This is a genomic window from Streptomyces sp. NPDC046335, assembly GCF_055587985.1.
The window spans coordinates 48,870-66,160 of the sequence record NZ_JBVJFF010000001.1; the positions used below are offsets into that span (position 1 = coordinate 48,870).

Annotated in this window: 13 protein-coding genes; 8 read left to right on the top strand and 5 right to left on the bottom strand. The window is 71.9% G+C overall.

What is annotated here, in order from left to right:
• Positions 1–58: 58 nt before the first annotated feature.
• From ACZ6JY_RS00165 to ACZ6JY_RS00180, 4 genes are all read right to left on the bottom strand, one after another.
• A complete protein-coding gene (locus ACZ6JY_RS00165; protein ID WP_469190648.1) occupies positions 59–940 on the bottom strand; it encodes a carbohydrate ABC transporter permease in 882 nt (293 codons plus the stop codon).
• Complete coding sequence (locus tag ACZ6JY_RS00170; protein WP_469191855.1) at positions 937–2,217, bottom strand: carbohydrate ABC transporter permease; 1,281 nt, start codon at positions 2,215–2,217, stop codon at positions 937–939. Before ACZ6JY_RS00170 ends, ACZ6JY_RS00165 begins: the two co-directional genes overlap by 4 nt.
• A 70-nt stretch (positions 2,218–2,287) precedes the next feature.
• The gene (locus ACZ6JY_RS00175; RefSeq protein ID WP_469190650.1) at positions 2,288–3,679 is read right to left on the bottom strand and encodes an ABC transporter substrate-binding protein; all 1,392 of its coding nucleotides are present in this window, start codon (positions 3,677–3,679) and stop codon (positions 2,288–2,290) included.
• 243 nt (positions 3,680–3,922) lie between these two features.
• Entirely contained in the window at positions 3,923–7,411 is a 3,489-nt protein-coding gene (locus ACZ6JY_RS00180; RefSeq protein ID WP_469190652.1) for an FHA domain-containing protein, read from the bottom strand.
• Between the two features lie 437 nt (positions 7,412–7,848).
• Here ACZ6JY_RS00180 and ACZ6JY_RS00185 point away from each other — a divergent pair, with 437 nt between their 5' ends.
• The 4 genes from ACZ6JY_RS00185 (at position 7,849) to ACZ6JY_RS00200 (ending at position 13,082) form a co-directional block, all read left to right on the top strand.
• Positions 7,849–9,486, top strand: a complete 1,638-nt coding sequence (locus tag ACZ6JY_RS00185) for a serine/threonine-protein kinase (protein WP_469190654.1) — start codon at positions 7,849–7,851, stop codon at positions 9,484–9,486.
• A gap of 175 nt (positions 9,487–9,661) precedes the next feature.
• The gene (locus ACZ6JY_RS00190) at positions 9,662–10,897 is read left to right on the top strand and encodes a serine/threonine-protein kinase (RefSeq protein WP_469190656.1); all 1,236 of its coding nucleotides are present in this window, start codon (positions 9,662–9,664) and stop codon (positions 10,895–10,897) included.
• Between the two features lie 77 nt (positions 10,898–10,974).
• Positions 10,975–12,081, top strand: coding sequence for a peptide chain release factor 2 (prfB, locus tag ACZ6JY_RS00195; RefSeq protein ID WP_469190658.1), 1,107 nt, complete (start codon positions 10,975–10,977; stop codon positions 12,079–12,081).
• Between the two features lie 278 nt (positions 12,082–12,359).
• On the top strand, positions 12,360–13,082 hold the full coding sequence (locus tag ACZ6JY_RS00200; RefSeq protein WP_469190660.1) for an LPXTG cell wall anchor domain-containing protein: 723 nt from the start codon (positions 12,360–12,362) through the stop codon (positions 13,080–13,082).
• A 129-nt stretch (positions 13,083–13,211) separates the two neighbouring features.
• On the opposite strand, the gene ACZ6JY_RS00205 is transcribed toward ACZ6JY_RS00200, so the two are convergent.
• On the bottom strand, positions 13,212–13,403 hold the full coding sequence (locus tag ACZ6JY_RS00205) for a hypothetical protein (RefSeq protein ID WP_469190662.1): 192 nt from the start codon (positions 13,401–13,403) through the stop codon (positions 13,212–13,214).
• 275 nt (positions 13,404–13,678) lie between these two features.
• Between ACZ6JY_RS00205 and ftsE the strand changes: the two genes are divergently transcribed.
• The 4 genes from ftsE (at position 13,679) to smpB (ending at position 17,136) form a co-directional block, all read left to right on the top strand.
• The gene (gene ftsE / locus ACZ6JY_RS00210) at positions 13,679–14,368 is read left to right on the top strand and encodes a cell division ATP-binding protein FtsE (protein WP_030788113.1); all 690 of its coding nucleotides are present in this window, start codon (positions 13,679–13,681) and stop codon (positions 14,366–14,368) included.
• Positions 14,369–14,412: 44 nt separating this feature from the next.
• On the top strand, positions 14,413–15,330 hold the full coding sequence (ftsX, locus tag ACZ6JY_RS00215) for a permease-like cell division protein FtsX (RefSeq protein ID WP_369214949.1): 918 nt from the start codon (positions 14,413–14,415) through the stop codon (positions 15,328–15,330).
• 78 nt (positions 15,331–15,408) lie between these two features.
• Positions 15,409–16,596 (top strand): S41 family peptidase, encoded by a 1,188-nt coding sequence (locus ACZ6JY_RS00220; RefSeq protein ID WP_469190664.1) that lies wholly within the window; start codon positions 15,409–15,411, stop codon positions 16,594–16,596.
• A gap of 18 nt (positions 16,597–16,614) precedes the next feature.
• On the top strand, positions 16,615–17,136 hold the full coding sequence (gene smpB, locus ACZ6JY_RS00225) for an SsrA-binding protein SmpB (protein WP_469190666.1): 522 nt from the start codon (positions 16,615–16,617) through the stop codon (positions 17,134–17,136).
• Positions 17,137–17,291 lie beyond the last annotated feature (155 nt).

Here is a 17,291-nt window from a genome sequence, read left to right on the forward strand (position 1 = left end):
TGTTGTCGGAAAAGAGGAACAGCAAGGCTCCGTTCGGACGAATGTCCCGCCGCGGTGACTACTTCACGGCGCCCGCCATCACACCGGACACGAACTGCCGCTGGAAGGCGAAGAACACGGCCAGCGGGATCACCATCGAGATGAACGCGCCGGGCGCCAGGACCTGCACGTTGTCGCCGAAGAACCGCACCTGCTGCTGGAGCGCGACCGTGATCGGCGGGTTCTTGGAGTCGGCGAAGATCAGCGCGATCAGCATGTCGTTCCAGACCCAGAGGAACTGGAAGATGCCGAGCGAGGCGATCGCCGGCGCCCCCAGCGGCATCACGACCCGGAAGAACAGCCGCAGTTCCCCCGCGCCGTCCAGACGCGCCGCCTCCAGGAGCTCACGCGGGATCTCCGCGAAGAAGTTCCGCAGGAGGAAGATCGCGAACGGCAGGCCGAACGCCACATGGAAGGTGATGACGCCGATCGTCGTCTCGAAGATGCCGACCTTGCCGAAGAGGTCGGCGATCGGCACCAGCGCCACCTGCACGGGCACCACGAGAAGACTGACGACCCCGAGGAACCACCAGTCACGGCCCGGGAACTCCATCCACGCGAAGGCGTAGCCGGCGAGCGAGCCGATGATCACCACGAGCAGCGTCGCCGGGACGGTGATCATGACGCTGGACAGGATCGAGTCGGTGATCGTCTCGTCCTTGAGGAGGTTGCTGTAGTTCTCCAGCGTCATCTTCGAAGGCGCGGAGAACACCTTCCACCAGCCGCTCTCGCTCATGTCCGACGGCGTGCGGAACGAGCCGATCAGCAGGCCGATCGTCGGCACCAGCCAGAAGAGGCCCACGAGCACCAGGAACACCCGCAGCGCCGTGCTGCCCAGCACGGACGCCACGCGCCCGCCCAGGGACTGCTTGGCCTTGACTGTCTCGGTCTGGGCGGTCATCGCCTGGCCTCCCGCCGCATGCGCCGGATGTTGAACAGCATCACCGGGATGACCAGGAGGAACAGCAGCATCGCGATGGCGCTCGCCACCCCCGAGTCCTTGTCGAGGAACGCCGAGTTGTAGAGCTGGACCGCCAGCACGTTCGCCTCGTCCTTCGAGGAGCCCGGCGGGATCACGAAGACCAGGTCGAAGATCTTCAGTACGTTGATCATGAGCGTGACCAGCACCACGGCGAGGACCGGGGCGAGCAGCGGCACCGTCACCCGGCGGAACACCTGCCACTCGTTGGCGCCGTCCACGCGTGCCGCCTCCAGGAGTTCACGCGGCACGCTCGCCAGGCCCGCCGCGATCAGGACCATCGCGAAGCCCGCCCACATCCACAGGTAGGAGCCGATGATCGAGGGCGTGATCAGCGTCGGGCCGAGCCACTCGATGCCGTTGTACGGCTCGCGGAAGTTCGATGCCGGGTAGCGCAGTTGCGCCCCGTCCGCAGCCTTCGGCAGGGCGAACGTGCCGTCGGCGTTCGCCTCCGTGGAGGCGACGACCTCGCCGTTCCTGACCGCCTCGATCCTGATGCCGTCGTAGCCGAGTTCGGCGGTGTCGGGGGCGTTGATCTCCCCCCGGCCCTTGCCGCGCGTGAAGTCCTGCCAGGCCGTCCCGGTGACCTGGTCGGGGTCGGCCTGCGCGGGCTTCGCCGGCTTCGCGCCGTCCGGCATGGTCCCCGGCGCCACGCCGACCAGCGGAAGCACCACCGGGGTGCCCGCCCGTACCGGCTCACGGGTGATGAAGGCACCGCCGCCGGCGTTCTTCATGGGCGACTTCATGCTGGGGTGCGCCTGGGGGAACGCGGAGGACTCGGCGAACGTGTCGTGCACGCTCACCGCCACCGCGTTGGCGACGCCCCGGTCGGGGTCCGACTCGTACACGAGCCGGAAGATGATGCCCGCCGCGAGCATGGAGATCGCCATCGGCATGAAGATGACGAGCTTGAACGCCGTGCCCCAGCGCACCCGTTCGGTGAGCACGGCGAAGATCAGGCCGAGCGCGGTCGCGACGGTGGGCGCCACGACCACCCAGATCGCGTTGTTCTTGATGGCGGTCCGGATGCTGTCGTCCGTGAACAGCGTCTTGTAGTTGCCGAACGCCGTGAAGTCGCCCGAGTCGTCGAAGAAGCTGCGGAACAGCGAGTACCCGATGGGGTAGAGGACGAGCGCGCCGAGCAGCACCAGGGCCGGCAGCAGGAACAGAAGTGCCATCGACTTGCGGGTGCCGGTCACGCTCTTGCGCGGGGTCGGGGCCGGTGGCGCCACCTCGGGGCTGCCACCGGCCTTCGCGGTCGTCACCGCGTCAGTCCTTGTAGGCCTTGGCGGCGGCGGTCTCCAGCACCTTCTGGGTGCCCGCCACGTCCTTCGGGTTCTTCAGGAAGTCCTGGAGCGCCTTCCACTCGCCCTTGCCCGGCGTGCCGCCGAAGGCCTGCGGGGTCTGGTCGGACATGTCGAAGCGGATGTCGTCACCGGCCGCGATCAGGTTCTTGGCGATGTTGCGCTGCACGTCGTTCGGGTACGCCGCCGTGTCCAGGTTCTTGTTCGGCGAGAGGAAACCGCCCGCCTCGGCCCAGATCTTCGCCGACTCGGGCGAGGCCAGGAACGTGAGCAGCGCCTGCGCGCCCTTGCTGTCCTTCAGCGCCACGGCCGCGTCACCGGCGACCACGGCGGGCGACTCGTCACCGACCGCGGGGAAGGGGAACACCTTGGCGTCCGTCCCCACCTTCGCCTTGGTCTCCGAGATCGCCAGCGAGACCATGTCGCCCTCGAAGACCATGCCCGCGTCGGGCTGGTCGCCGCTCTTGAAGGTCTGCTTCACGGACGCCGGGAACTCGGTCTGGAGCGCACCGGTCGCGCCGCCCGCGACGAAGCCCTTCTTGCCGACCAGCTCACCCAGCGTGGTCAGCGCGTCCTTGACGGACGGGTCCGTCCACTTGATCTTGTGCTGGGCGAGCTGGTCGTACTTCTCGGGGCCCGCCTGCGAGAGGTAGATGTTCTCGAACCAGTCGGTGAGGGTCCACGCGTCGGCGCCCGCCACCGATACCGGCGGCACACCCGAGTCGTAGATCATCTGGGCCGTCTTCATGAAGTCGTCCCAGGTCTTGGGCACGCTGACGCCCGCGTTCTCGAAGACCTTCGTGTTGTACCAGACCAGCGACTTGTTGGCGGCCTTGAAGTACACGCCGTACTGCTTGCCGTCGACCGCGCCGAGGTCCTGCCAGCCCTTCGCGTAGTTCTTCTCCAACTGCTTCCGCGCCTCAGGACCGACCGGCTTGGCCCACTTGTTCGCCACGGCCTGCTCGATCGCGCCGACCTGCGGCAGCATCGCGACGTCCGGCGGCTGCCCGCCCGCCACCTTCGACTCCAGGAAGCTGATGATGGGGTCCTGCGCGGGCACGAAGGAGACGTTGGCACCCGTCCTCTTCTCGAACTCGTCGAGGACCTTGAGGAAGACCTTGCGTTCCGTGCCGCCCCACACGGCTGCCACGGAGACGTTCTCCCCGTCCAGCTTCGGCAGTTTCAGCGCCGTCCCGGTGTCCTTGCCCCCGCTCTTGTCCCCGTCGTCGTCGCCCTTGTCGTCGCCACCGCACGCGGTGACGGTCAGCGCGAGGGCGCCCGCGACGACGGCCGCGGCGATCCTGGCGGTGGTACGCCGATGTTGCGAAGCCCTGCGTGTACGAAGAGTGCTGCGCATCACTGCCCCGTTCTCTTCCCTGGCGAGTCCCGTCGCGGTCTGGTCTACGCCCGCGCGGGGAGGGGCGGCAAGATGGCCTGCGCTGTCAACTCGCTGATCGTAATGGCGTTGTGACGTGCCGTCATGCCTGGAGAAGCGGTCTTTTCGCACTACGGGTGCGGATAGTCACCACGGGGCGCGAGGGTGCCGCCGACGGCGCCGAGCGGGCGTGGAGCCGCCGGGAGCGGCCGGCGGCGGTCCCGCTCAGAGTAAAGACGGCACCTGCTCCGCCGACACGGAACGCGCGGCGCGCTCCAGGGCGCTCGCGAGCAGGGCGAGGTCCGTCGGGCCGTTGCCCAGCTCGCGCACGGGCCGCCTGGCCGGCGGATCGCCCATCCGCTCCCACTCCAGCGGCACGACCGTGGGCCGCAGCGTCGCCGTACGGGGAATGCGTCCCGTGACCCGCCCCGCCTGGAAGGGCGTGGCCCGGCCGTCCGGTGAGCGCAGCTCGCCCCGCCCGGGGGCCGGTTCCTCGGGACCAGCGGTCACCGCGTCGAGGGCCACGCGCAACGAGGCCCGCTGCCCGAGCTCGGTCTCCGGCATCCGCTCGCTGCGGCCGGTGGACGCCACGAGATGCACCCCGAGCCGCTCCCCGTCGCGCGCCACGGCCTCCAGCGCGCGGACGACGGACCCGGCCGCGGGCCGCCCGGGTGAACCCAGGGCGGGCGAGAGCAGCGCGTCGAAGTCGTCGACGAGCACGACGAGCCGGGGCAGCGGCGGCCCCGGCTCCACACGCCGGTGCGCGGCGGCGGGCCGCAGCCGCATCGTGGCACTGGGCGGCGCGTCTATGTCACCGCCGGCCGTCTGGGGCGGTACGGAGGGGGTGGCGGGGGCGTCGGCCGTGCCGGGCGAGGCGTCGGCGGGCGCTCCGGGAGCCCCGGCACCGGGCGCCGCGGAAGCCCCGGCGAGGCCCGCCGCGCCGGAGGCGTCGTACGCGCCCGGCGCCCTGGCGGCTCCGGCGGACCCGGCGGCTCCGGCGGTCCCCGAGCCGCCCGCCGCACCGGACGCCCTGGCCGCGGACGTCCTGAAGGCTCCGGTGCCGGAGGACGACTGCGACCGCTGGGCCACCATCCGCCCCGACACCTCCCGCTGCGTGTGCCACTCGGCGAAGCCGAGCCTGCCGAGGAGCTCCGAGCGCCGCTTCAGCTCGGCGGCGAGGGACTGGGCGAACTCCCGCATGCGTACGGGGTCGTTGGCCACCACATGCGTCGTGACGTGCGGCAGGTCGGTGCAGACCCCGAGGCCCGCGCCCTGCCGTCCTGCGGTCCCGCCCGAGCCGCCGCTGTCCCGTCCGTCGACGAGGACGATGCCGAGCCGGTCGGGCCGCTCGGCGGCGGCGAGGGACGCGGCCAGGGAGCGCAGCAGCTCGGTACGCCCGCTGCCCGGCGGGCCCTCGGCGAGCAGATGCGGCCCGTCGGCGGCGAGGTCCGCGACGACGGGGCCGCGCGGTCCCGCCCCGAGCACCGCGAGGGCACGGCCGCCGAGCGCCTCGGGGTCGTCGGCCGCCGCCGCCCAGCGCGCCATCAGCGAGGCGGGTGTGGCCCGCGCGAGCCCCAGCTCGTCGAGGAGCCGCGCGGCCTGGGGCAGGGGCGCGGACACGCGCGTGTGCCCCTCGCCGGGTGCGCCGTCCGAGCGCAGCGGCGCCAGGGCCCGCGCGAACCGCTCGGCCCAGGCGGCCGACACGGCGTCCACCGCGGCGACGGTGCCGTGCCCCGCGGGGCTGCCGCCCGCCGTCCGCATCAGCCGCAGCGCGGTCGCCACGTCCCCGCTGAGGAGCGCCACGGCTCCGCACGCGCGAAAGGCCGGTGAGACCGCGCAGGCCGCCTCGTACGTCTCCAGGACCGGTGACGCGGGCGAGGCGGCCTCGGTCTCGGCGAGGCAGACCACGTGTATCCCGGCGCGGGCGCCCTCCCCGGCGAGGCGGGTGGTGGCCTCCCGCAGCCCGGCGGCTCCCGGGTCGCCGTCGACGATGACGACCGTGAGCGATTCGGGCGCCCCGGCCCCCGCACCGGCCGCGTCCGCCACCCCGGCCCCGGCCTCGTCGGCGAGGCGGTCGTCCAGGCGGCGCAGGAGCTCGTCCGTGCGGGCCCCGGCCTGCTCGCGGTCGTAGGCGAGGAGGAGCCGGCAGTCCTGGCCGTGCGTGGGCCGCAGATGGGGGAGCCAGCCGAGCCAGGCCCACTCGGCGGTGCGCCGCGCGGTGGGGCGGCCCCGGTCCGTGCTGATCAGCACGATCTCCAGCGTGTCGGGGGAGTGCAGTGCGCCGAGCTGTGCGACGACGGCTCTGGCCAGGCCGCTCAGCCGCTCACGGGGCCCGGCGAGGCCGAGCGCGCCCGCCTCCCGCAGGCTGACCGTGACGGGCACGGCGGGCAGCGGCCCCCGGTCGCCGGGGCCGATCCGGTCGACCGTGCCGAGCCGCACCGCCAGGGCCTCCGGGTGGCCGGGGCCGCGCTCCCAGAGGCGGGGGCCCGGGCCGAGCGCCGTGAGCAGCAGGGCCGCGGGGTCGGGCCAGGACTCCGGGGTCCTGGCGGCGGCGGCCACCGCCAGCTCCTCCGGGGTGGGCTCGGGAACGGCGGCGTACTCCTCGTCGGCGAAGCCGTCGTAGCCCTCGTCCTCGTACCTGCCGGGGGTCGCGGCGTCGGTCCGGTCCTGCTCGCCGTCCCTGGCCCCGGTCAGGCGCCGGGCCCAGGCGGAGAGGCCGCCGCGCCTGCGCAGGGAGCGCGGCACCGTCGTGCCGCGCGGGGGCGTCCCCGTGCGGGACCGGTCGGTGCCGGGCAGGCCGCCCTGCGCGGGCACGGCGGCCGGGTCCTGTCCCGCCGGGCCGAACGCACCGCTTCCGTACGGCTCCGGGGGGCCATATGCCTCGTGGGTGCCGGGCTGCCCCGGTCTGTCGTGCGCCCCCATGGCCGCGCCGCCGTCACCGGCCGCCCCCCAGCTCGCCGAGCCGTAAGCGTGGTGGCTGGCGCCCTCCGGGGTCCGGGACGGCGCACGGAAGGCGGGCTGCGGCTGCTCGGGCGGCCGCACGCGCACGTGCCCCTCGCCGTCGGGGGCCGTCGTCGGGGCCCCGCCCGTCCCGGCGGCCGGGCCGAGGGCGCCGTCCGTGAGGCGCAGCGCCGACTCGCCGATCCGGAGCAGGGAGCCGGGGGAGACCGGCACGGGGCGGTCGGTGACCTCCCTGCCGTCCACCGATGTGCCGTTCGTCGAGCCGAGGTCCGCGACGGTGACACGGCCGTCCGCGGTGAGGGTGACCGCGCAGTGCAGCCGGGAGACGTCGGGGTCGTCCAGCGGGACGTCCGCCTCCGCGGACCGGCCGACGCGGATCTGGCCGCCGTGCAGCAGATGGACACCGCCGGCGTCGGGGCCCGCCACCACGTGCAGCTGGGCCGCGGCCTCGGCCAGCTCGGGGCCGGGCTCGCCGGGGGCGCCCAGGGAGAGCACCGCGCCGTCGATCAGGGGAGGCTCGCCGAGCGTGCACCGCTGGGCGTCGAGGCGCTCCGGGCCCGCGTACAGCACGAGGGGGCTCTCGGCGCCCGCGACGGCCGTGGCGAGGCCCGAGGCCACCGCGGCGAGCGCGGTCCCCGCGGGCGCGGTGACCAGGACGTCACAGGCGCCCTGCGCCCCGGTCGCCGCCGTGGGGCGGCCTTGCTGCTCGGTCCGGCCGCTGCGCGGCCCGAGGACGGTCAGCCGGATCTGCATCGCCGTCAGCGGTCCCTTCTGCGCTGGGCGCCCGGCACGGGGACTTGCGCTGTGATTCCCCCCACCGCACACGGGCACGTCGGCCAGTACTGGAGGCATCCTGTCACCTGCCACTGACAACACGCCCGGCGGCCACACGTTTGTGATCTTGAATGGTCGGCTCTGCTCGGAAAAGTGCCTGCTTGGACCGTTGCGGTTATCTCCGGTCGTTCTCGGATGCGGGCCGATCCGGGACCACTCGGCAACCAATGGCCACGGGCGGGCGTCTATCCACCGGACGACGATCCGGAACGCCGGGGAAAGAAGAGGCCGGGCGGAATCCGACCGGCCGGTGCCCTGTTCGACGGCACTACAGTGGGTCGGAACACCTTCGGACAGACCCCCGGGCGGCACCCCCGCCCGGACGGGACCAGCCAGACCAGCAGGGAGCGCATGACGTGCGGCCGGTAGGCAGCAAGTACCTGCTCGAGGAGCCGCTCGGGCGCGGCGCCACGGGCACCGTCTGGCGAGCCCGCCAGCGGGAGACGGCGGGTGCCGAGGCGGCCGTTCCCGGCCAGCCCGGCGAGACCGTCGCGATCAAGGTCCTCAAGGAAGAGCTCGCCAACGACGCGGACGTCGTGATGCGCTTTCTGCGGGAGCGCTCCGTCCTGCTCAGGCTCACGCACCAGAACATCGTCAGGACGCGTGACCTGGTCGTCGAGGGAGACCTCCTCGCCCTGGTCATGGACCTCGTCGAGGGCCCGGACCTGCACCGCTACCTGCGGGACAACGGACCGTTCACGCCCGTCGCCGCGGCCCTCCTGACCGCCCAGATCGCCGACGCGCTCGCCGCCAGCCACGCCGACGGCGTCGTGCACCGGGACCTGAAGCCCGCCAACGTCCTGCTCAAGCAGGACGGCGAGGGCATGCACCCGATGCTCACGGACTTCGGCATCGCGCGCCTCGCGGACTCTCCGGGGCTGACCCGGACCCACGAGTTCGTCGGCACGCCCGCGTACGTGGCTCCCGAGTCCGCCGAGGGCCGCCCGCAGACCAGCGCCGTCGACGTCTACGGCGCGGGCATCCTGCTGTACGAGCTGGTCACGGGCCGCCCGCCGTTCAGCGGCGACTCGGCGCTCGAAGTCCTGCACCAGCACCTCAGCGCCGAGCCGCGCCGCCCCTCCACCGTGCCCGACCCGCTGTGGACGGTCATCGAGCGCTGCCTGGACAAGAACCCCGACGGCCGCCCCAGTGCGGAGAACCTCGCCCGCGGCCTGCGTACGGTCGCCGAGGGCATCGGCGTGCACTCCACCCCGGCGCAGATCGCCGCCGCGGAGGGCGTGGGCGCCCTGCTGATGCCGGACCCGGCACCCGCCCCCGTCCCCGACGCCCCCGGCGCGGCCGACCCCACGCAGGTGCTGCCGAGCAACGCGGGCTCGTACGACCCGAACGCGGCGACCAGCGTCATGCGGAGCACCGGCCACGGACCGGGCCCCGGCGACGCCGACCCGACCTCGGTCATGCCGCCCGTACCGTCGAACGACCCCGGGGCGGACCCGAACGATCCGCACCCCTGGCAGAACCAGATGCGCGCGGCCCGCGACCGCAACGAACAGACGCAGGTCCAGTCGTACCTCGACCCCGGCCAGGACCCGCTGCGCCGCCGCCCCCAGCGTCAGGTGGCCAGGCCCCAGCAGCAGCCGCCGCAGCAGCGCCCCCAGCAGTACGCGCCGCAGCAGCCCCGCGGGCAGCGCCCGCAGCAGTACGCCCCCGCGCCGCAGCAGCACCAGCCGCAGCAGCAGCCCCAGCAGTACGCGGCGCCCCCGCAGGCTCCGCCGCCCCAGCAGCCCGTCCCGCGCCCCGCGCGCGAGCCGCGTGAGCCGAGGCAGCGCAGTGCCAGCCCGATGAAGATCCCGGGCCTCGGCTGCCTCAAGGGCTGCCTGTTCACGATCGTCATCCTCTTCGTCGTGAGCTGGCTGGTCTGGGAGTTCAGCCCGCTCCAGGAGTGGATCGGGACGACGAAGGGCTACTGGGAGCAGCTCACGGACTGGTACGACACGGTCAGCGGCTGGGCCGGGGATCTCGGCGGCAAATAGCGGGCGGGCACCGGAGCGACAATCCCCGGCCGGCGCCATTCCTGGCCGCCTCGGCGCAATTCCTGGCCGACTCTGGGGATTTGTCGACACCCGCAGAGTGATTTCTGCTCCCGGAGTGAAGGTTGGCGGCAAGGCCGCGTAGTTTTGTCGCCAACACGCATCCGTAGGAGCAGTCTTGACGCGCAAGATCGGCAGCCGGTACACCGCCCACCAGATCCTGGGCCGTGGCAGTGCCGGCACGGTGTGGCTCGGCGAGGGGCCCGAAGGCCCCGTCGCCATCAAGCTGCTGCGCGAGGACCTGGCCTCCGACCAGGAACTCGTCGGCCGCTTCGTCCAGGAGCGCACGGCCCTGCTCAGCCTCGACCACGCGCGCGTGGTGGGCGTCCACGACCTCGTGGTCGACGGCAACGACCTGGCCCTCGTCATGGACCTCGTACGCGGCACGGACCTGCGCACCCGCCTCGACCGCGAGCGGCGCATGGCCCCCGAGGCGGCCGTGGCCATCGTCGCGGACGTCGCCGACGGGCTCGCCGCCGCCCACGCCGCGGGCATCGTGCACCGGGACGTCAAGCCCGAGAACGTCCTCCTGGACATGCAGGGCCCGCTCGGACCCGGCGGTTCGCACCCCGCCCTGCTCACCGACTTCGGCGTCGCCAAGCTGATCGACTCACCGCGCAGGACCCGCGCCACGAAGATCATCGGCACCCCGGACTATCTCGCCCCCGAGATCATCGAGGGCCTGCCGCCGCGCGCCGCCGTCGACATCTACGCCCTGGCCACGGTCCTCTACGAGCTCCTCGCCGGCTTCACCCCCTTCGGCGGCGGCCATCCCGGGGCGATCCTGCGGCGCCACGTCACCGAGACGGTCGTCCCCCTGCCCGGCATCCCCGAGGAGCTCTGGCAGCTCCTCGTCCAGTGCCTCGCCAAGGCCCCCGCCTCGCGGCTGCGCGCCTCCGAGCTGGCCGCGCGCCTGCGGGAGCTGCTGCCGCTGGTCGCGGGGATGCCGCCGCTGGACGTCGACGAGCCGGACACGGAGGACTCCCCGGCCGAGGAGGCGCACGAGGAGTCCGACCCGGAGCCGCGCGAGGCCGCTCCCCGGCGGGGCGCGGTCCCCCTGGTGCCGGGGGCGGCGCCCGCCGACTCCAACCGCGACACGCACACCTCCATGCGGGTGCCGGGACCCGACGAGCTGGCCGGCGGCGCCCGCGGCACGGCGCGCGCCCCGCGGGCCTCGGGGGCGGCACGGCCGGGCTCGGCGAAGCACCGGGCGTCGGCACGGCGCCGCCGGATCACGCTCGGCGTGGCGGGGGCGGTGCTGGTCGCCGCGGCCGCCGCGGGCACGTGGGCGGCCACGTCCGACGGCGAGTCCGCACCCCCGGACAGCAGCACCTCGGCCCCTCCGGCCCCCTAGCGGGGCCCCGGGCGGCGCGGCGATGACCGCTGAGCACCCCGGAGGGAAACGGTTGCCGCAGCCGTTACGCTGGAGTCGTGGCAGTCGTCGATGTATCCGAAGAGCTCAAGTCCCTCTCCTCGACCATGGAGTCGATCGAGGCCGTCCTGGACCTCGACAAGATGAGGGCCGATATCGCCGTGCTCGAGGAGCAGGCGGCCGCCCCGTCCCTCTGGGACGACCCCGAGGCGGCGCAGAAGATCACCAGCAAGCTGAGCCACCTCCAGGCGGAGGTCCGCAAGGCGGAGGCGCTGCGCGGTCGCATCGACGACCTCAGCGTGCTGTTCGAGATGGCCGAGGAGGAGGACGACCCGGACACCCGCGCCGAGGCCGAGACCGAGCTCACGGCCGTCAAGAAGGCGCTGGACGAGATGGAGGTCCGCACCCTCCTCTCCGGTGAGTACGACTCCCGTGAGGCCGTCGTCACCATCCGTGCCGAGGCCGGCGGCGTCGACGCCTCCGACTTCGCCGAGAAGCTCCAGCGCATGTACCTGCGCTGGGCCGAGCGCCACGGCTACAAGACGGAGCTCTACGAGACGTCGTACGCGGAAGAGGCCGGCATCAAGTCGACCACCTTCGCCGTCAACGTCCCGTACGCCTACGGCACGCTCTCCGTGGAGCAGGGCACCCACCGCCTCGTGCGCATCTCGCCCTTCGACAACCAGGGCCGCCGCCAGACCTCCTTCGCCGGCGTCGAGATCCTCCCCGTGGTGGAGCAGACCGACCACATCGAGATCGACGAGAGTGAGCTGCGCGTCGACGTGTACCGCTCGTCGGGCCCCGGCGGCCAGGGCGTCAACACGACCGACTCCGCGGTCCGCCTGACGCACATCCCGACCGGCATCGTCGTCTCCTGTCAGAACGAGCGCTCGCAGATCCAGAACAAGGCGACCGCGATGAACGTCCTCCAGGCGAAGCTCCTCGAGCGCCGCCGCCAGGAGGAACAGGCGAAGATGAACGCCCTCAAGGGCGACGGCGGCAACTCCTGGGGCAACCAGATGCGTTCGTACGTCCTGCACCCATACCAGATGGTCAAGGACCTCCGTACGGACTGCGAGGTCGGCAACCCCGAGTCCGTGTTCAACGGCGAGATCGACGGTTTCCTCGAAGCCGGAATTCGCTGGCGCAAGCAGCAGGAGAAGTAGCAACCGCCCTGAGCGGCTTTATCGACAAGGCAACTGCCGCCACAAAGGCGGCAGTTGCCTTTTGCGTCACAGTCGTATCTCCGTACGACGGTCAACTGCCTCGATATCGGACATCGCGCCCGCAACGACCTTGACGCTGCTGGGAAAAGTGGAAAGGCTGGCGCGCGGCATGCGTATTCGTGGGGCGTGTGGGATCTGTGGGGGCCGATCGAGCGCCCCGGCGGTCGCCGCCCCGGACGCTGCCTCATTGACGATTAGCTACTGGGGGTAGCAGCCAGATGACGAAGAAGACGCGGATCCGTGTCGCGCGGATAGCCGCCGGTGCGGTGATCGCCGCCGGTGCCTCGCTGACCGCCGCGGGTGCCGCCTCAGCACTCGACGTCGGCGTCGACCTCGGCGGTGTGGGCGCGGGCGCCCACGCGGACGAGAGCGGCGTCGGTGTGGACGTGGACCTGCCGGGCCCGGACGACGAAGAGCCGACGGACCCGCCCACCGTGATCCCGACCGAGCCCACCCAGGACCCGACGGTTCCGCCCACGCAGGAGCCGACGGACCCGCCCACCCAGGACCCCACGGACCCGCCCACCAGCGAGCCCACGAACCCGAACCCCAACGACCCGCCCACCTCCGACCCGACCGCCCCGGGTGACGGGAACGGCACCGGCGGTGGCAACGGCGGCAACGGCGGCAACACCGGCGGCGGCAACGGCGGCGGCAACGACAACGGTGGCGGCACCGGCGGTGGCGGCAACGACACCGACCCCGACGGCGGCTCCAACCCGGTCGAGCAGGGCCAGGGCAAGGACAGCCTGACCGACACCGGCTCCAAGCCGGTCGAGCAGGGCGGCAGCAACGCCGACAAGGGTGAGAAGGGCGAGCTGGCCGAGACCGGCGCCGCCGAGACCACCTTCCTGCTGATCGGTGCCGCGACGATGATCGCCGGCGGCATCGGCTTCCGCCTCCTGCCGCGCCTCGTCGGCAACCGCGGCGCCACTGCCTGACGGTGACGGTGTAGCCACGTACGGCGACGCGCGCGGCGCACGACACGAGGAAGGGCCCGGAACTCTCGCGAGTTCCGGGCCCTTCCTCATGCGCCTTGTCTCTGTCTCCACGCCGCGTGCGACCTGTCGCTACGCGGACTGGTGCGCCAGCAGCGCGACCGCCGCGATCAGCACCACGAGCAGCGCTATCAGAGCCGCGGGATTGAGCCCCGCGAAGGGGCCGTCCTGCTGCAGTCGCTCGCGACTGGCCCGGCACACGGGGCAGCGGCCTTCACTCACGGGCGCTGCGCAGTTCGCGCATACCAACCGATCCAGGGTCATGCGCTTCTCCTCCCGCACAGTCTCAGCCTGCCCAACGCTACGGGGAACCCGATCGTTCCCCCTACCACTGTGCCAGCTTCCGCGGATTTCGGCGCGGCCCGCCGCATTCCGACGGTTTCCGACCGATCGACGCGTCACCGCCCCGCCAGGGCATTACCCCATTTGTTCCCCGACTGCGCGGTGACAAATCGTGCAACTCAGGACGCCGACTGCGCTCGCCCACCGGCTTCGCGTATGGTCACGCTCACCTACCCCCGGCAACCCGTGGTGCATCCGTGATCCGATTCGACAACGTCTCCAAGGCCTACCCGAAGCAGACCCGCCCCGCACTGAGGGACGTCTCCCTCGAGATCGAGAAGGGCGAGTTCGTCTTCCTGGTCGGGTCCTCCGGCTCCGGAAAGTCCACCTTCCTGCGGCTCGTCCTGCGCGAGGAGCGCACCAGCCACGGCCAGGTGCACGTCCTCGGCAAGGACCTCGCGCGCCTGTCCAACTTCAAGGTGCCGCACATGCGCCGCCAGCTGGGCACCGTCTTCCAGGACTTCCGCCTCCTGCCCAACAAGACCGTCGGCGAGAACGTCGCCTTCGCGCAGGAGGTCATCGGCAAGTCCCGCGGCGAGATCCGCAAGTCCGTTCCCCAGGTGCTCGATCTCGTGGGCCTCGGCGGCAAGGAGGACCGGATGCCCGGCGAGCTCTCCGGAGGTGAGCAGCAGCGAGTGGCGATCGCGCGCGCGTTCGTCAACCGCCCCAAGCTGCTGATCGCCGACGAGCCGACCGGCAACCTCGACCCGCAGACCTCCGTCGGCATCATGAAGCTGCTCGACCGGATCAACCGGACCGGCACCACCGTCGTGATGGCCACCCACGACCAGCAGATCGTGGACCAGATGCGCAAGCGTGTCATCGAGCTGGAGAAGGGCCGTCTCGTCCGCGACCAGTCGCGCGGCGTGTACGGGTACCAGCACTGACCCACTTGATTCACCTGATCCACCTGATCCACTGAAAGGCCGTCATGCGCGCCCAGTTCGTCCTGTCGGAGATCGGCGTCGGTCTCCGCCGGAATCTCACGATGACCTTCGCGGTGATCGTCTCCGTAGCGCTCTCGCTCGCCCTGTTCGGCGGCTCGCTGCTCATGCGTGACCAGGTGAGCACGATGAAGGGCTACTGGTACGACAAGGTCAACGTCTCGATCTACCTCTGCAACAAGGCGGACGCCGAGCAGGACCCCAAGTGCGCCAAGGGTGCCGTCACGAACGAGCAGAAGGACCAGATCCTCGGTGATCTGAAGAAGATGCCGGTCGTGGACACCGTCCAGCACGAGTCGGCGGACGAGGCGTACAAGCACTACAAGGAGCAGTTCGGCGACTCCCCGCTGGCCAGCTCCCTGACGCCGGACCAGATGCAGGAGTCGTTCCGCGTCAAGCTGAAGGACCCGGAGAAGTACCAGGTGGTCGCCACCGCCTTCTCCGGCCGTGACGGCGTGCAGTCGGTGCAGGACCAGAAGGACTATCTGGACAACCTCTTCGAGCTGCTCAACGGCATGAACTGGGCGGCGGTCGCCGTGATGGCGCTCATGCTCGTCGTGGCGCTGATGCTGATCGTCAACACCGTGCGCGTCTCGGCGTTCAGCCGCAGACGGGAGACGGGCATCATGCGTCTCGTCGGCGCGTCCAGCTTCTACATCCAGATGCCGTTCATCATGGAGGCCGCGGTCGCCGGACTCATCGGCGGCGGTCTCGCCTGCGGAATGCTCGTCGTGGGCCGCTACTTCATGATCGACCACGGTCTCGCGCTCTCCGAGAAGATCAACCTCATCAACTTCATCGGCTGGGACGCGGTTCTCGCGAAGCTGCCGCTGGTCCTCGCGATCGGCCTGCTGATGCCCGCGCTCGCCGCGTTCTTCGCGTTGCGCAAGTACCTCAAGGTGTGACGGACACGCACAGCGAAACGGGGCGCCGCACGGTTCAACCAACCGTGCGGCGCCCCCGGTTGTCCTAGACTCACCGGCATGTCAGGCCTCGACCGGTTCGTGGACCGGTTCTCACCGCCCCGCCGTGTCCGCCGCGGGGCGACCCTGACGTTGGTGTTCGCGAGTGTTCTCGTCACCGGGGCCGCCACCGGGTCCTGGAGCGACGAGGCCGGCGACGGCCGGAAAACGCCCTCTCCTTCGGTACGTTCGGACGCCGCGGCCCCGCTCGACGGCACCGCCGACGACGCGGCCGACGCCGCCGCCGAGGCCATGGCCGACGGCAAGTCCGCCAAGGAGGCCGCCGAGGAGGCCGTCAGCCGCAGCGGGGACCGCTGGGGTTCGGTGTACTCGCACGGGGAGTTCCAGAAGTTCGAGCAGGCACTCGACGGCGCCTACACCGGCGTCGGCCTGTGGGCGCGCCGCGCGGCCGACGGGCACATCGAGGTCTCCCGGGTGCGCGAGGGCGGCCCCGCGGCCCTGGCCGGCATCCGCGCGGGCGACCGGCTGCGCTCCGTCGACGGCCGCCGCGTCACGGGCCGCCCCGTCACGGAGACCGTCTCCCTGCTGCGCGGCGACCGCGCGGGCACACCGGTGAAGCTCGGCCTGGAGCGTGGCACGCGCGCGTGGAGCGAGACGCTGCGCAGGGCCCGGCTCTCCACGGACTCCGTCACGGTCACCGAGCTGTCCGGCGGCGCGACGCTGATCAAGGTCGACGCGTTCACCAAGGGCTCGGGCGAGGCCGTGCGGGACGCGGTGCGCGAGGCACCCGACGGCGCGGGCATCCTTCTTGACCTGCGCGGGAACTCGGGCGGCCTGGTGGCGGAGGCGGTCACCGCCGCGTCCGCCCTGGTCGACGGCGGTCTCGTGGCGACGTACGACGTACGGGGCGAGCAGAAGGCCCTGCACGCCGAGCGCGGCGGTGACACCGGCAGACCGGTGGTCGCGCTCGTCGACGGCGGCACGATGAGCGCGGCCGAGCTGCTCACGGGCGCCTTGCAGGACCGCGGGCGCGCGGTCGTGGTGGGCACGCGGACCTTCGGCAAGGGCTCGGTCCAGATGCCGAGCCGCCTCCCCGACGGCTCCGTGGCCGAGCTGACCGTCGGGGAGTACCGCACTCCGTCGGGGCGGGCGGTGGACGGCAGGGGCATCACGCCGGACCTGGAGGCCGAGCACGGGGCCAAAGAGCGGGCCGAGACAGTATTGACTGGCCTCGGACCCCCCTCGTAGTGCGAAAATAGCCGGACTATGGCGAAGGAAAAGGTAAAGCGCAAGGCCGCGAAGGCCGCTGAGAAGGCTCCCGCCCGCAAGATGGTCGCGCAGAACAAGAAGGCGCGGCACGACTATCACATCCTGGACACCTACGAGTGCGGCCTGGTCCTGATGGGCACCGAGGTCAAGTCGCTGCGCATGGGCAGGGCCTCCCTCGTGGACGGCTTCGTGCACATCGACCACGGCGAGGCGTGGCTGCACAACATCCACGTGCCGGAGTACGTGCAGGGCACCTGGACCAACCACTCCGCCACGCGGAAGCGCAAGCTCCTGCTGCACCGCGCGGAGATCGACAAGCTGGAGTCGAAGTCGAAGGAGACGGGGCACACGATCGTGCCGCTCGCCCTGTACTTCAAGGACAGCCGGGTCAAGGTGGAGATCGCCCTGGCCAAGGGCAAGAAGGAGTACGACAAGCGGCAGACGCTCCGCGAGAAGCAGGACACGCGCGAGACGAACCGCGAGGTCTCGGCGGTGCGCCGGCGCCAGGGCATCGGCTAGCAGCCGGCCGCGGGCCCGTCGGGGCCGCCGGTCCGCCGTCCGCGGGAATAGGCTGGCACGGTCGTGCGTTGGTCACGTACGATGGGGCTTGCTCCGCTGGTGACGGGGCGAGCGGGATCGAAGGTCCACTGCGAGGCGGACCAGAGATCCACTTT

Excerpts from the sequence above, each read along its gene's own strand:
- smpB (WP_469190666.1), top strand. The coding sequence starts at position 16,615 with ATGGCGAAGGAAAAGGTAAAGCGCAAGGCCGCGAAGGCCGCTGAGAAG.
- ACZ6JY_RS00220 (WP_469190664.1), top strand. The coding sequence starts at position 15,409 with ATGTCAGGCCTCGACCGGTTCGTGGACCGGTTCTCACCGCCCCGCCGT.
- ftsX (WP_369214949.1), top strand. The coding sequence starts at position 14,413 with ATGCGCGCCCAGTTCGTCCTGTCGGAGATCGGCGTCGGTCTCCGCCGG.
- ACZ6JY_RS00165 (WP_469190648.1), bottom strand. The coding sequence starts at position 940 with ATGACCGCCCAGACCGAGACAGTCAAGGCCAAGCAGTCCCTGGGCGGG.
- ACZ6JY_RS00205 (WP_469190662.1), bottom strand. The coding sequence starts at position 13,403 with ATGACCCTGGATCGGTTGGTATGCGCGAACTGCGCAGCGCCCGTGAGT.
- ACZ6JY_RS00180 (WP_469190652.1), bottom strand. The coding sequence starts at position 7,411 with ATGCAGATCCGGCTGACCGTCCTCGGGCCGCGCAGCGGCCGGACCGAG.
- ACZ6JY_RS00200 (WP_469190660.1), top strand. The coding sequence starts at position 12,360 with ATGACGAAGAAGACGCGGATCCGTGTCGCGCGGATAGCCGCCGGTGCG.
- ACZ6JY_RS00175 (WP_469190650.1), bottom strand. The coding sequence starts at position 3,679 with ATGCGCAGCACTCTTCGTACACGCAGGGCTTCGCAACATCGGCGTACC.